At 61.1% G+C, this 12,820-nt stretch carries 15 protein-coding genes; 7 read left to right on the forward strand and 8 right to left on the reverse strand.

Features of this window, described 5'->3' with window-relative positions:
- Window positions 1-28 precede the first annotated feature (28 nt).
- Window positions 29-1,432, reverse strand: a complete 1,404-nt coding sequence (locus tag ACXWUF_RS01555; RefSeq protein WP_458496766.1) for a TolC family outer membrane protein — start codon at window positions 1,430-1,432, stop codon at window positions 29-31.
- A gap of 343 nt (window positions 1,433-1,775) precedes the next feature.
- On the opposite strand from ACXWUF_RS01555, the gene ACXWUF_RS01560 reads away from it, so the two are divergent.
- Window positions 1,776-2,867 (forward strand): PA0069 family radical SAM protein, encoded by a 1,092-nt coding sequence (locus ACXWUF_RS01560; RefSeq protein WP_458492892.1) that lies wholly within the window; start codon window positions 1,776-1,778, stop codon window positions 2,865-2,867.
- 56 nt (window positions 2,868-2,923) lie between these two features.
- On the opposite strand, the gene ACXWUF_RS01565 is transcribed toward ACXWUF_RS01560, so the two are convergent.
- Genes ACXWUF_RS01565 through ACXWUF_RS01580 form a run of 4 tightly spaced genes read right to left on the reverse strand, consistent with a single transcriptional unit; the run spans window position 2,924 to window position 5,083 of the window.
- Complete coding sequence (locus ACXWUF_RS01565; RefSeq protein WP_458492893.1) at window positions 2,924-3,949, reverse strand: peptidylprolyl isomerase; 1,026 nt, start codon at window positions 3,947-3,949, stop codon at window positions 2,924-2,926.
- Between the two features lie 18 nt (window positions 3,950-3,967).
- On the reverse strand, window positions 3,968-4,240 hold the full coding sequence (locus ACXWUF_RS01570) for a BolA family protein (RefSeq protein WP_458492894.1): 273 nt from the start codon (window positions 4,238-4,240) through the stop codon (window positions 3,968-3,970).
- Window positions 4,237-4,539: a YciI family protein gene (locus ACXWUF_RS01575; protein WP_458492895.1), complete on the reverse strand. Its 303-nt coding sequence runs from the start codon at window positions 4,537-4,539 to the stop codon at window positions 4,237-4,239. The genes ACXWUF_RS01570 and ACXWUF_RS01575 overlap by 4 nt, the downstream gene beginning before the upstream one ends.
- 4 nt (window positions 4,540-4,543) lie before the next feature.
- Window positions 4,544-5,083 carry a septation protein A gene (locus ACXWUF_RS01580; protein WP_458492896.1) on the reverse strand — a complete coding sequence of 180 codons (540 nt, stop codon included), beginning with the start codon at window positions 5,081-5,083 and terminating at the stop codon, window positions 4,544-4,546.
- Window positions 5,084-5,538: 455 nt separating this feature from the next.
- Between ACXWUF_RS01580 and ACXWUF_RS01585 the strand changes: the two genes are divergently transcribed.
- The 4 genes from ACXWUF_RS01585 to ACXWUF_RS01600 all read left to right on the forward strand — a co-directional run bounded on the left by ACXWUF_RS01585 (window position 5,539) and on the right by ACXWUF_RS01600 (window position 8,330).
- Window positions 5,539-5,850 carry a DUF1244 domain-containing protein gene (locus ACXWUF_RS01585; protein WP_458492897.1) on the forward strand — a complete coding sequence of 104 codons (312 nt, stop codon included), beginning with the start codon at window positions 5,539-5,541 and terminating at the stop codon, window positions 5,848-5,850.
- 65 nt (window positions 5,851-5,915) lie between these two features.
- Entirely contained in the window at window positions 5,916-6,956 is a 1,041-nt protein-coding gene (gene nagZ, locus ACXWUF_RS01590; protein WP_458492898.1) for a beta-N-acetylhexosaminidase, read from the forward strand.
- On the forward strand, window positions 6,953-7,504 hold the full coding sequence (locus tag ACXWUF_RS01595; RefSeq protein ID WP_458492899.1) for a hypoxanthine-guanine phosphoribosyltransferase: 552 nt from the start codon (window positions 6,953-6,955) through the stop codon (window positions 7,502-7,504). Before nagZ ends, ACXWUF_RS01595 begins: the two co-directional genes overlap by 4 nt.
- Before the next feature lie 88 nt (window positions 7,505-7,592).
- On the forward strand, window positions 7,593-8,330 hold the full coding sequence (locus ACXWUF_RS01600; RefSeq protein ID WP_458492900.1) for an S-methyl-5'-thioinosine phosphorylase: 738 nt from the start codon (window positions 7,593-7,595) through the stop codon (window positions 8,328-8,330).
- A gap of 66 nt (window positions 8,331-8,396) precedes the next feature.
- Here ACXWUF_RS01600 and ACXWUF_RS01605 read toward each other — a convergent pair whose 3' ends face one another.
- Both ACXWUF_RS01605 and ACXWUF_RS01610 read right to left on the reverse strand, forming a co-directional pair.
- Entirely contained in the window at window positions 8,397-8,957 is a 561-nt protein-coding gene (locus ACXWUF_RS01605) for a Uma2 family endonuclease (RefSeq protein WP_458492901.1), read from the reverse strand.
- 255 nt (window positions 8,958-9,212) lie between these two features.
- On the reverse strand, window positions 9,213-9,671 hold the full coding sequence (locus tag ACXWUF_RS01610) for a thiosulfate oxidation carrier protein SoxY (protein WP_458492902.1): 459 nt from the start codon (window positions 9,669-9,671) through the stop codon (window positions 9,213-9,215).
- A 209-nt stretch (window positions 9,672-9,880) separates the two neighbouring features.
- On the opposite strand from ACXWUF_RS01610, the gene soxZ reads away from it, so the two are divergent.
- Together soxZ and ACXWUF_RS01620 are read left to right on the forward strand one after the other, a co-directional pair.
- The gene (gene soxZ / locus ACXWUF_RS01615) at window positions 9,881-10,201 is read left to right on the forward strand and encodes a thiosulfate oxidation carrier complex protein SoxZ (RefSeq protein WP_458492903.1); all 321 of its coding nucleotides are present in this window, start codon (window positions 9,881-9,883) and stop codon (window positions 10,199-10,201) included.
- 161 nt (window positions 10,202-10,362) lie between these two features.
- On the forward strand, window positions 10,363-10,923 hold the full coding sequence (locus ACXWUF_RS01620; RefSeq protein WP_458492904.1) for a hypothetical protein: 561 nt from the start codon (window positions 10,363-10,365) through the stop codon (window positions 10,921-10,923).
- Window positions 10,924-11,031: 108 nt separating this feature from the next.
- Here ACXWUF_RS01620 and ACXWUF_RS01625 read toward each other — a convergent pair whose 3' ends face one another.
- Window positions 11,032-12,615 carry a peptide chain release factor 3 gene (locus ACXWUF_RS01625; protein ID WP_458492905.1) on the reverse strand — a complete coding sequence of 528 codons (1,584 nt, stop codon included), beginning with the start codon at window positions 12,613-12,615 and terminating at the stop codon, window positions 11,032-11,034.
- Between the last annotated feature and the right edge of the window lie 205 nt (window positions 12,616-12,820).

Below are 12,820 nucleotides of genomic sequence, written 5' to 3' on the forward strand. Positions count from 1 at the left end.
AGGAAAATTATGGGGTTCAATCAAATCCTTACCGGCGGGACGACTTGGTAGGCACCGCTGAAATCTTCTGGGTATTCCCTTGGATTATTTTGGAATCGGCGCTACCCCGGCCATTCACTCCATGAATTAATTTATTGACGGCCTCCACATCCTCCCGCGTTAGCATTCCAGCCGCCTGCTTTAATAACAAGCCATTAAGCAGATACTCATACCTGGCTCTTGCATAATCCCGTCGAATCCCGAAGAACTTGCTTTGCTCGATCAAAACATCGACTACCGTCCGGTTGCCCACTTGGTAGCCCATCTGGGCCGCGTCCAGAGCGCTTTGGGCCGATTTGAGCGCCGTCGTCAAAGCATTCACCCGGCCCACGGCCGACAGCACGCCCCGGAAGGCATCCTTGGCTTGGCGCTCGACTAGGCGGCGCTGCCTGTCGACCTCGTGCAAGGCCTGCTCATACTGGTCGCGGGCCTGCTCAACCTTGGCGTTGACGCCGCCGCCCGAGAAAATAGGCACATTGACCTGCAAGCCAACACTTAACGATTCATAGGTGACACCCCTAATCCGATTGGTATCCCCCATGGACTTATTGCCCACGATGTCGAGGCTGGGCAAGTGCCCGGCGAATTGCAAATCTATCTGCTGCTTAGCCACCGCCGCCGCGCTGTTGGCGGCAATGATTGTCAAATTGCTCTGCTGGGCCGTGTTTCTCCAAGCTTCCACATCCGCTGGCTCGGGCCTGAGCAATGGCAACTGGTCCGGCAATTTAGTCAAGACAATATCGACATTCCCGATGATTTCCCGCAACGCCTCCTTGGCGTCGCTCAATGCCTGATCGGCCAGAATAATATCGGCGGACACCTTGTCGTACTGCGCTTGAACCTCGTCAATATCTACCACCGTGGCGAATCCAACCGCCAATCGCTCCTTGACCTGGGCCAGTTGCAACTCTAGGCTGCGCAGCTCAATCTTCGAGAATTCAACATTCTCCTCGGCGATTAAAACGCCAAAATATCCCTTGGCGACCCGCACCGCCAAATTCTGATATTCCGCTTCCAATAGGGCCTGAGCCTGGGCTATTTGGTGATCGGCCTGCCAGAATTGCACCCAGGATTCATAATGAAACAAAGGCTGGACTAAGTTGATATTGAAACTACCCTGCCAATACCTTTGGCTGGTATTGGCCTGTTCGCTAATATACGATTGACCAGTCACCGTGTGATACCCTGAAAATGTGCCACTCAATGATACGTCTGGCAACAGTTTGGCAAGCCCAATAGGCTTATTTTTCAGCGCGGCATTGCGTTCGGTTTCGGTTCGCAATAACAATGGGTCGCTACTTAAACCCAGTTCGTAACTTTCTAGCAAATCTAATCCATGAGCCGAAAAGCTTACCAGCCAGCACACAGCCAATACGGAGATCGTTTTTTTCATATCATTGTTCAAATCGTCTGACCTTAAGGTCTAAAGCCTGCCTGAATATGTTAGCAAGCATCTTGCCAAACGATTTCATAATTTATCCGAACCCGAACCTTACGGACCGCATAATCAGTGTAAGGATTACTCTCAATCAATGCTTGGAAATAATGCCGTTTATATTCCAAATTCTTGCCCAGGCCACAATTCATACTTTGATTGGAAACCTGTCCATGAACCGCGTCAAGCGACGAGACACGCGCTTTATCGCCGTTATTGCTACTGGATTGAATAGCCGGAGGCGCGTCATGGTACGCGGAAATTTGCTGGACTGGCGGGGATGATACTATCGAGCGTACCCATGGCAAAAGACCCACCGTTTAAATCAACAATCCCGCCACCGCTCCACAAGGGCCGGGGTGCCGTCAGCAACCGGGATTCCCGCTTCTCCACGGCCAGCCGGGAAGCGCTTGACGATGGCTGGACGCCCCAAGAGCCAACACCGCTCAGGACCACCGTCACGCCGGAAGCCGCCAAGACCATCCTGTCCCGCAACGACTCGCCGGATATTCCCTTCGATCAATCATTGAACGCCTACCGGGGCTGCGAACATGGCTGCATTTATTGCTATGCGCGGCCCAGCCACGCCTATCTCGGCCTGTCGCCGGGACTCGACTTCGAAAGCCAGTTGTTCGCCAAACCGGACGCCGCCGAGTTGTTGCGCAAGGAGCTGGCGGGCAAACGCTACGTCCCGTCGCCGATTGCCCTGGGTGCCAACACCGATCCGTATCAGCCCATTGAGCGGGACTGGCGCATCACCCGCGAGGTGTTGGAGGTGCTGCGCGAATGCCGCCATCCGGTGAGCATCACCACCAAGTCGGCGCTGATCGAACGGGACATGGACCTGTTGGCAGACATGGCCGCTGACAGGCTGGTCCAGGTGCAGATTTCCATCACCACCCTGGATCGGGAATTGGCGCGGACCCTGGAGCCACGCGCCGCCGCGCCACATCGCCGTTTGCAAACCATCCGCCGCTTGAGCGGGGCGGGCATTCCGGTGGCGATGTTGATGGCACCCATCATTCCCGCGCTCACCGACAACGAGATCGAATCCTTGTTGGCCCAAGCCGCCGAGGCGGGTGCCACTCAAGCCGGGTACATCCTGCTGCGCCTGCCGCTGGAATTGAATGATCTGTTCCGGGAATGGCTGGAAACTCACGCGCCGCTCCGGGCAAGCCATGTGTTCAGTCGGTTGCGGGATGCCCATGCGGGAAAAAACTATCGGTCGGAATTCGGCCTGCGCCAATCGGGAAGCGGTGCCTATGCCGACATGATCGGCCAGCGCTTCCGTCTGGCCTGCAAACGCAACGGCCTGAACAAAGCGACGCTGGACTTGGAAACGGGGCTGTTTCGCCCGCCCATGCTGGGGCCATTTCAGACCAGTTTGTTTTAGGGCGAAAAAAGCCGACGGCAGAGCCATCGGCTTTTCCAAGGCCAAACCGTCGCCCGTTACTTGGCGGCGGGAGCGGGCTGCGGCTTTTCAGCCGGTTGGGCGGGGGCCGGTTGCGCTGGCGCGGCGGGCGTCGGTGCCGTTGGCTTGCCGGCCTCCAGGCTGGTGTCGGCGTTCGAGTCCTTTGGCGCGTCAGCCGCCGGCGGCTCGGCGGCCTTGGGCGGCGGCATCCGGTTCTCGATCTTGGCCTTGGCCTGCAACTCCGTCATGTGCTGCTGCAATTTCTGGGTCTGCATCAGCGACTTCAACTGATCCTTGACCGTGTCGAAGGGGGGCGGCGGCTGGTCGCGGGAGTCTTCCCGGGCGATGACGTGCCAGCCAAACTGGCTTTGCACCGGGGCTTTGGTCGTTTCGCCATTCTTCAAGGACATCACGGCCTGGGAGAACGGCGGCACCATTTGCTGGGGGTTGAACCAGCCCAAATCGCCGCCCTTGTCCTTGGAGCCGGGGTCTTTGGACAGCTTCTTGGCAAGCGCGTCGAACTTCTCGCCCTTTTGCAGCTTGGCGATCACGTCCTTGGCGGCCTGTTCGGTTTCCACCAGGATATGCTTGGCCTTGAACTCGCTGGACGTCATGGGGCCAATCCGCTGGTCGTATTCCTTCTTTAGCTCTTCATCGGTCACTTGAGCGGAATTGATGAAGCGCTCCGCCGCCGCCTGCGACAGCACCATGCGGGTGGCGTTCTCCACGCGGGCGGCGAACTTCGGGTCTTTCAGCAAGCCCTCGGCCTCGGCCTCTTGGCGCAGCAGTTCGCGCTTGATTAATTCCTCGATGATCTTGTCGTCCGGGACCGCGTTGCCGCCCCGGCGCTGGCTGATTTCGCCTTTCAGAATCTCCACGGACGCCTTGCTGATCGGCTTGCCGTTGACGATGGCGGCGGCGTCCTCGGTGCTGACCGGGGCCGGAGAGGTGGCAGGCGCAGCGGCGTTTGAGGCCGAGGCGGACGATTTGTTATCGGGAGCCTTGTCACAACCGGCGGCAAGCAAAGCGCCCGTCACCGCAGCAATAAGCGGATATTTTTTCATGTAGCTTTTTCCTTAAGGTTACTGATACTCAGAGGGGGTAAGCGCCTTAATGCTCAGCGCATGTATTTCGGCGCTCATCAACTCGCCCAGCGTCCGGTACACCAGTTGGTGCCGCTGCACGGGGCTTTTGCCTTCGAAGGCCCGGGACACGATGAGGGCGGAAAAATGCCCGCCGCCCTGCCTGGCGCCCGCGTGCCCGGCGTGAGCCTGGCTGTCGTCGATAATCTCCAGATGGGTCGGCGCCAGTTCGGCCTCCAGTCGGCTTCGAATCATTTCCACACGGTCGGTCATTGGGGAAAAACCTGCTTGAAGGGTTGCACAATCACATTCGCGTAAACGCCCGCCGCCCGGTACGGGTCTGCCGCCGCCCAGGCTTTGGCGGCTTCCAAGCTGTCGAACTCGGCCACGATCAGGCTGCCGGCGAACCCGGCCTCGCCGGGGTCTTCGGCATCCACCGCCGGAAGCGGCCCGGCCAGCACCAACCGACCTTCCGCTTGCAGGGCTTGCAGGCGCTCCAAGTGCGCGGGACGGGTGGCCTTGCGCAAGGGCAGGCTGCCGGGATGGTCTTCGGCGTAAATGGCGTACAGCACGCGGTTACTCCTGGTTGGTTTCGGGTAGGTAACGGGAGAGATAGAACGACTGGATGATGACGAACAGGATGGTCAGGCCCAACATGCCGAACAGCTTGAAGTTCACCCAGATTTCGGTGTCGAAGTTGTACACCACGAACAGGTTGACGCCGCCCACCGCGCTGAAGAACAGCGCCCAGGCCAGATTGAGCCGACGCCAGACGGCCCGAGGCAGCTCCAATTGGGCGCTCAGCATCCGCTGGATGACGGGCTTTTCGCCGATGAACTGGCTGCCCAGGAACACGGTGGCGAATAGCCAATTCAAGACGGTCGGCTTCCATTTGATGAACATTTCATCCTTAAGCAGCAGGGTCGCGCCGCCGAATACCACGATCAGCGCCAGCGAAACCAAGTGCATGGTTTCGATCTTCCGGGTCTTGAGCCAAGTGAACCCCACCTGCACCAGCGACCCGGCGATGGCCGCCATGGTGGCGACATAAATATCGGCCATCTTATAGGCGATAAAAAACAGCAGGATCGGGAAAAAATCGAATAATAGCTTCATGTTAGGCGAGAACCCATCGGTCGGGCTGCGTGAGCCGGACGTTGTGAGGAAATGGTGTGGGGCGGGGCGAAAGCGGTCCTGCGGGAGTTCGGAGTGGCGTCCAGCCCGGCGGCTTTGCCGAATGGGGGCGTATGATACACAATAATTAATAGAACTCGATGGTATGAGGGACGGCCACGGCACCCGAATTTCGACACATTGGCGAGCGATATGGAGGCTACGCTAGCCCGTTTCAAGCGTCGAGCCAAGGCTCTAAGACCGGCGCAATATCTTCGACCGTAGCTAATGACTCGCCTAGAATGATTTTGAATCGGGTGTGCGGTGGTGGGAGTGGGCTTTCAGCCCACGACCTGACCCAGTTGTCGCGGGCTAAAGCCCGCTCCCACAAATCCCATAACCCGTCACCACCCTAAAAACACGCCTTCCCGTTAATTCACCGATTATTTTTTCCCCCTATGGACGAACAAACCCACACCGAACTCGAAGCCGCCACCTTCCGGCGCCTCTTGCAACACCTGCAAATCCATACGGAAGTGCAGAATATTGACCTGATGATTACGGCGGATTTCTGCCGCAACTGCCTGGCGAAATGGTACGCCGCCGCCGCCCAGGACAAAGGGCTGGACCTCGACTACGCGACCGCCCGCGACCTCGTTTACGGGATGCCCTACGACGAGTGGAAAGCCAAGCACCAGACCGAGGCCACCCCGGAACAGCTTCAAGCCTACGAAGAACGGCAGCGCCGCAAGCAGGCCGAAGGCCACTGAACCCAACAGACCGGCGCAAGCCTTACCGCGTCGGCCCTCACTCAAACCGCCAATTCCCCTCCTCCATGAAATCCATTTATCCACCGGGTCCGGTGATGCTCGACCTCGCGGGCACCACGCTCGCGCCCGACGAAAAAGACAAGCTGCTTTCCCCGGCGGCGGGCGGCTTGATTCTGTTCAGCCGCAATTACCAATCCCCCGAGCAAATCGCCCGGCTGGTCGCCGAGGTCCGCGCCGTCCGCCCGGAATTGCTCATCGCCGTGGACCACGAAGGCGGCCGGGTGCAGCGCTTCCGCACCGGCTTCACCCGGCTGCCGCCCGCCGCCCGCTATGCGTCGTTTTCCGGCGACGCCCCGGCCACGCTGGCTGAAAGCGCCGGTTGGCTGATGGCGGCGGAACTGCGGGCCATCGACGTGGATTTCAGCTTCGCCCCGGTGCTGGACGTGGAATGCGGCATCAGCCAAGTCATCGGCGACCGCGCCTTCGCCACCGATCCCGAAACCGCCGCCCAGTTCGCCCTGGCCTTCGCCGCCGGGATGCGCCGGGCCGGGATGGCGGCGGTGGGCAAGCACTTCCCCGGCCACGGCGGCGTCGCGGAGGACTCCCACCTCGCCCTGCCGGTGGACCGCCGCTCCCTCGCCGAGATTGAAGCCCGCGACCTCGCGCCGTTCCGCGCCTTGATCGCGGCGGGCCTGGAAGGCGTCATGCCAGCCCATGTCATCTACGAGCAAATCGACCAGCGCCCGGCGGGCTTCTCGCCGTTCTGGATTCGGGACATGCTGCGCAACCGGCTGGGCTTCGACGGGGCCATATTCAGCGACGACTTGTCCATGGCGGGCGCGGCCTACGCGGGCGGCTATGTGGACCGCGCCCGGCGGGCCTTGGACGCGGGCGTCGATATGGTCCTGGTCTGCAACGCGCCGGGCGCCGCCGATCAGGTGCTTGAAGCGCTGTCCGGCGAGGCACCCAATCCTCGCCGCGCCGCCCGGCTACAAAAAATGCGCGGGCGCTTCCCCACCGACCGCGCCGAATTACTGGCAAGCGCGACATGGCAAGAAGCCCGCGACCTTCTCACCCCCCTGTCCGAACCTCCCGTAATCGCATGAACATCCTCGAAGAAGTCCGGCGGGTCGCCGCCGAGGCCGAGTGCCTGTATACCGAAGCCCAGGTCGAGGCCGCTTTTGACCGCATGGCGGCCGCCATCACCGATCAACTGGCGGACAAGAACCCGCTGCTCCTCTCGGTCATCAATGGCGGCATTTTCCCCACCGCCCAACTGGCCTTGCGGCTGCGTTTCCCGCTGGAAATCGACGCCATCAAGGCAGGCCGCTATCAGGGCGAAACCAGCGGGTCGGAAATGCGCTGGACGCTCACCCCGAGCATTCCGTTACGGGGCCGCGCCGTGCTGGTGGTCGATGACGTGTTGGACGAGGGCGTCACCCTGGCGGAAATCCGCCGCTGGTGTCTGGCGGAAGGCGCGGCAGCGGTTTACACGGCGGCGCTGGTGAACAAGCAGCTGGGCCGGGAAAAACCCATTCAAGCCGATTTCGGCGGGCTGGAGGCGGACAACCGCTACCTGTTCGGCTACGGCATGGACTACAAGAGCTATCTCCGCAATTGGCCGGGGATTTATGCTTGCCGGACGGTTTATTAACCACCTGTAGGATACGCTGCGCGTACCATTCGACATGCCTGGATGGTACGCACAGCGTACCCTACCCTCCCATTACGAGAATGAACCCATGACCCGACTCGCCATCATCGGCGGCACCGGCCTGACCCGGCTGGCCCATTTCGAGATCGACCATTACAAGCCGATGGGAACCCCTTACGGCACGCCTTCCGCTCCGCTGGCCTATGGCCGGCTGCACGGGATCGACATCGTTTTTCTGGCACGCCACGGCGACCCGCATATCTACCCGCCCCATAAGGTGAACTACCGCGCCAACCTCTGGGCGCTGAAGCAGGCCGGAGTGGATGGCATTTTGGCGGTGGCGGCGGTGGGCGGCATCCGCGCCGACATGGGTCCGGGCGTTATCGCCATCCCCGACCAGATCATCGACTACAGCTATGGCCGCGCCCACACTTTTTTTGATGACGATCTGGAACACGTCACCCACATCGACTTCACCCGGCCCTATAGCGAGCAGCTGCGGCAAGGCTGGCTGAGCGCCGCCCGCGCCGCCGGGATCGAGGCTGTGAATGGCGGCGTGTATGGCTGCACCCAAGGCCCGCGCCTGGAAACTGCCGCCGAAATCGCCCGCATGGAACGGGACGGCTGCGATTTGGTGGGCATGACCGGAATGCCGGAAGCGGCTCTGGCGCGGGAGCTGGCACTGGATTACGCCTGCGGCGCGGTGGTGGCCAATTGGGCGGCGGGCAAGCAGGCCGGGGAGATTACCCTGGCGGAGATCGAGGCTAATCTGGTGCAGGGGATGACGGGCGTGGCGGCGATGTTGGCGTGTTGGGGGAAAACCTAACGGGGTGGGTTCCCAAGCTCCCGCTTGGGAATCCACCGCCCGCAAGCGCTGCTTGCCGTGCCTCGCCTACGTCCACAAATCCGACAGCGGGAAAGTCACCGCATCGAAAGGCGGGACACTCACCGCATCGTCATCCTTGAGTACAACGATGAGCGTCCAATTACCCTCCCGCAATTGGAAAGCCTCCAGGGTCCGCTCCTTCGGGTCCACCAGCCAAACGTGTGCGACGCCGAAATGCGCGTAATGCGGCAGCTTCACCGCCCGGTCGTATTTGGCGGTGCGGGGCGAGAGGATTTCGCAGACCCAATCCGGCACCACTTCGAAACGGTGATCGTCCGGCACCGTCGGCATCCGCTCCCGTCGCCAGCCCGCCAAATCCGGCACAGCGACTTCGACGTCGCGGATGAAGTGGACCTCCGGTTCCGGGAGTATCCACCAACCGCCTGGACCATTCCGGCCAAAATCGAATGGCCCAACCAAATCAGCCCCCAAACCGCGTTCGACCACGGCATGTGGCCCTTTCGGGCGCGGCTGGACGTGGAGCCGTCCGTTGATGATCTCGCCGACTTGGTTTTCCGGCAGAGCGCAGAGCTGGTCGTAGAGGGTGGGTTTGGGGATGGCGTTCATGCTGGCGGCCCGCATCAATAGTTAAGTCGGGATGATTCTACCGGGCCGCGCTGGTCCGCACTGGTCCCAGCTCCCGCTTAGGCGATTTCCAGAAAAAGACATACCTGTAGGATGGGTAGAGCGAAGCGAAACCCATCACCCTGTGTCCGGCTCGATGGGTTTCGCGAGTACGCTCCACCCATCCTACATCCAGATCAACGGTGACAAGCATTTTCGGAAATCGCCTTAAGAACGAGCGATAAACCGGCGACAGAATCACCCGCATCCTCCCATCATCACCCGCACCATCTTCTTAACGCCATAAAACCGCCCCTCCGACTCCGCCACCGCCAGCACCGGCCCGGTCTCGTTCAGCTTGAGCCGCAACGACACCCAAGCCTCGGCGCCTGGCTCGAATCGGAACTGCGCCAGCAGCGGCCCCGGATTCTTCTCCGCGAAAATCAAAATCCGCGACGTGTTGGGCAAGCGGCTCTCCACCGTCACCGGCACGATGGCCCCGTTCTCCGCCTGCTGGGGCACCTCGAACAGCACCGACTCGCTCTCGGCCCAAGGCTGGCCGTTCAGCGCCTCGGCCAACACCCGCTCGAACACGCCCGCCTCCGGCTCCGGCACGGCGGCAGGTTTCGCCCCCGCCCAACTCCGGCTCAACCAACCCGTCGCCAAGGCCACGCAACCCGCCGCCCGCCGCAAAAATTCCCGTCTCGCTAACCGCATCACACACCTACTTGTTCAGTATCATCGGAATGAATACCCTAGCGTCCGGCCAATCCCACCACAACCCGCGCCATTTACTTCTTCGCACGGCAGAAAATGTCCGCTGGTGATGTTCCCTTCGACTCCGCTCAGGGAACGGCCCTTATCGTTGGCTGAGCGGAGTCGAAGCCAACATATCCGACCCGGCTGATTTCACCCACCCAAAGCCTATGTCCACCCTTAAAATCCGCACCAAGCAACAAGACGGCCTGACCCTGGTCCGCGTCCTCATCGACCATCCCATGGAAACCGGCCGCCGCAAGGACGACGCCACCGGCGAATTGGTGCCCGCCCACTTCATCACCGAAATCACCATCGAGCATAACGATCGGCGCGTCGCCACGGGCGAACTCAGCACGGCGGTGTCGAAGAATCCCTATCTCTCGGTGCGCTTCAAGGACGGCAAACCGGGCGACCGGGTTCGGGTGAGTTGGGTGGACAATCTCGGTCGGCGGGACAGCGCCGAAACGCGGCTCGCCGATGACGAATAGCAGGGGAGCGCGAGCCTCTGGCCCGCGAGCGGGCGGGACGCCCGCACCTCCAATTCAAGGCCAGCCCACGGCCCTTTTGCCGAAACCGGCATTTCGGCGTCACAATATCGCCCTGGTTTTCCCGGTCATATCCATATCAATAGCAACAGAGTGAGGTAGCCATGAGCCTATCGCCTGAACAAGCGATTCCCAAACCCCGCGTCAAACGCCGCGATCCCCCCATGCCCCGCTGGCAAGAGCGCCGATTGTCGCCGCTGCACGGCCTGATTTTCCTCATCGGGTTCATCGGCCTTGCCGTCGCCGCCGCCTTTAATTACGAAGCCGCGTGGGCGCTGTTGTCGCATAGCGTGATCTTGATCCTGGAAATCGCCGAACAAGTGATGGATACGCTCCTGGAGCTGGTCGGCATGGCCCCCGGCGCGGCGCAGATGGTAACGGCCTATGTCGGCGTGGTGGTGGGACTGGTGCTGCTGTATTTCTTGGTGCGGCGGCTCATCTATTGGTACTACTGGACGACCGACACCATCGAGGACTATCGGGACATGTACGCTTATCTATTTGAAGCCTGGAATAAATCGGCCCGCGTCCAGACGCTGCAATGGTGGCAACAACAGGACTGGCTGGGCAAGGTGGCCGCCGTGGTGTTCGGCCTTTTGATATTGGTCCCCGTACTGCTGGGGCTGTCGGCGGGATTGGGGATGCTGGTGTCGATGCTTCTTTGAGGATACCCGCACAAATTGGGTGAAACCGTGCGGAACCCATCCCGCCTTCGTCACGGATAACATCCCTGCGAGGGATGTTATCCGTTGCCCCATCCCATCCGCCCAGGCTCACAGCTCCCGCGTCGCGCTGAATTTCACGTCCGGCCAGCGTTCCTGGGTCAGCGCCAGATTCACCCGGCTGGTGGCGAGGTAAACGAGGAAGCCGCTGCCGTCCTCCGCCAGGTTGTCGTGCAGCTTGCGCTTGAACTCCTCCAGCTTCTTCGGATCGTCGCACGTCACCCAGCGGGCGGTCGTCACCGGCACGGCGTCGTAGACGCACTCGACGTTGTATTCGGCCTTCAAGCGGAACGCAGTCACGTCGAACTGCAACACGCCCACCGCGCCCAGAATCAAGTCGTTGTTTTTCAGCGGCTTGAACAACTGGGTGGCACCCTCCTCCGTCAACTGCTGCAAGCCCTTTTGCAGCGCCTTCATACGCAGCGGGTCTTTCAGCACCACCCGGCGGAACAATTCCGGCGCGAAGTACGGCACGCCCTCGTATTTCAAGGTCTCGCCCTGGGTGAAGGTATCGCCGACCTGGATGGTGCCGTGGTTGTGCAGGCCGATGATGTCGCCGGGATAGGCGTCCTCGACATTGACCCGGCTGTCGGCCTGGAAGGTGAGCGCGTTGGCAATCTGCACCGCCTTGCCGATGCGGACATGGTGCATCTTCATGCCCTTGGTGTACTTGCCCGAGCAGATGCGCAGGAAGGCGATGCGGTCGCGGTGGGCCGGGTCCATGTTCGCCTGAATCTTGAAGACGAAGCCGGTGAACTTGTCCTCGTCCGCATCCACGCCGCGCTCCCGCGCCTGCCGGGCTTGCGGCGGCGGGGCGAAATCGGCCAAGGCGTCCAGCAGGTCCAGCACGCCGAAGTTGTTGATGGCCGAGCCGAAGAACACCGGCGTCTGCTTGCCCGCCAGATAGGCCGCGTGGTCGAAGGTGTGGCTGGCGCCCTGCACCAGTTCGATTTCCGTGCGCAATTCGTCGGCCATGTCGCCGAGGATTTCATCCAAACGGGGGTTGTTCAGCCCTTCGATTTTCTCGCCCTCGACGATGCGGTCGCCATGGGAGGGGCTGAACAAATGCACGGCGTTCTCGTACAGGTTGTAGACGCCCTTGAAGCGCTTGCCCATGCCGATGGGCCAGGTGATGGGGGCGCACTGGATTTTCAACACGCTCTCCACCTCGTCCAGCAATTCGATGGGTTCCCGGCCTTCCCGGTCCAGCTTGTTGATGAAGGTGAGGATGGGCGTGTCGCGCAGTCGGCAGACTTCCATCAGCTTGATGGTCCGCTCCTCGACGCCCTTGGCGCTGTCGATGACCATCAGCGCGGAGTCCACGGCGGTCAGGGTGCGGTAGGTGTCTTCCGAGAAGTCCTCGTGGCCGGGCGTGTCCAGCAGGTTGAAGATGCGGTCCTTGTGTTCGAACTGCATCACCGAGGTGGTCACGGAAATACCGCGTTGCTTCTCCATTTCCATCCAGTCGGAAGTGGCGTGGCGGGCGGCCTTGCGGCCCTTGACCGAACCCGCCAACTGGATGGCGCCGCTGAACAGCAGCAGCTTTTCGGTGAGGGTGGTCTTACCGGCGTCGGGGTGGGAAATGATGGCGAAGGTGCGCCGCCGCTTGAGTTCCGGGAGTGTGTCGTCGGACATGGGGGGTCTAAATCGAAAAAGGCGGCATTATAGCGTGATCGGCCCGGCGGAACGGGCGCTGGGGAGAGCGCGGCGGGGCATAGTCGTTATCAGGCGACAGCTTTATTTCTTATCGTTGCCACGGTCTCCGCCACTGCCATTAAGTTAGGCTACCCGTTCGCTGAGCGGAGTCGAAGCGAACCTACCGAGGGGCTTTGATTTCGCT

It is taken from the genome of Methylomagnum sp. (assembly GCF_054333355.1).

Excerpts from the sequence above, each read along its gene's own strand:
- ACXWUF_RS01565 (WP_458492893.1), bottom strand. The coding sequence starts at position 3,949 with ATGAAAAAATATCCGCTTATTGCTGCGGTGACGGGCGCTTTGCTTGCC.
- ACXWUF_RS01585 (WP_458492897.1), top strand. The coding sequence starts at position 5,539 with ATGGACGAACAAACCCACACCGAACTCGAAGCCGCCACCTTCCGGCGC.
- ACXWUF_RS01555 (WP_458496766.1), bottom strand. The coding sequence starts at position 1,432 with ATGAAAAAAACGATCTCCGTATTGGCTGTGTGCTGGCTGGTAAGCTTT.
- ACXWUF_RS01625 (WP_458492905.1), bottom strand. The coding sequence starts at position 12,615 with ATGTCCGACGACACACTCCCGGAACTCAAGCGGCGGCGCACCTTCGCC.
- nagZ (WP_458492898.1), top strand. The coding sequence starts at position 5,916 with ATGAAATCCATTTATCCACCGGGTCCGGTGATGCTCGACCTCGCGGGC.
- ACXWUF_RS01605 (WP_458492901.1), bottom strand. The coding sequence starts at position 8,957 with ATGAACGCCATCCCCAAACCCACCCTCTACGACCAGCTCTGCGCTCTG.
- ACXWUF_RS01595 (WP_458492899.1), top strand. The coding sequence starts at position 6,953 with ATGAACATCCTCGAAGAAGTCCGGCGGGTCGCCGCCGAGGCCGAGTGC.
- ACXWUF_RS01580 (WP_458492896.1), bottom strand. The coding sequence starts at position 5,083 with ATGAAGCTATTATTCGATTTTTTCCCGATCCTGCTGTTTTTTATCGCC.
- ACXWUF_RS01610 (WP_458492902.1), bottom strand. The coding sequence starts at position 9,671 with ATGCGGTTAGCGAGACGGGAATTTTTGCGGCGGGCGGCGGGTTGCGTG.
- ACXWUF_RS01600 (WP_458492900.1), top strand. The coding sequence starts at position 7,593 with ATGACCCGACTCGCCATCATCGGCGGCACCGGCCTGACCCGGCTGGCC.
- soxZ (WP_458492903.1), top strand. The coding sequence starts at position 9,881 with ATGTCCACCCTTAAAATCCGCACCAAGCAACAAGACGGCCTGACCCTG.
- ACXWUF_RS01560 (WP_458492892.1), top strand. The coding sequence starts at position 1,776 with ATGGCAAAAGACCCACCGTTTAAATCAACAATCCCGCCACCGCTCCAC.
- ACXWUF_RS01570 (WP_458492894.1), bottom strand. The coding sequence starts at position 4,240 with ATGACCGACCGTGTGGAAATGATTCGAAGCCGACTGGAGGCCGAACTG.
- ACXWUF_RS01620 (WP_458492904.1), top strand. The coding sequence starts at position 10,363 with ATGAGCCTATCGCCTGAACAAGCGATTCCCAAACCCCGCGTCAAACGC.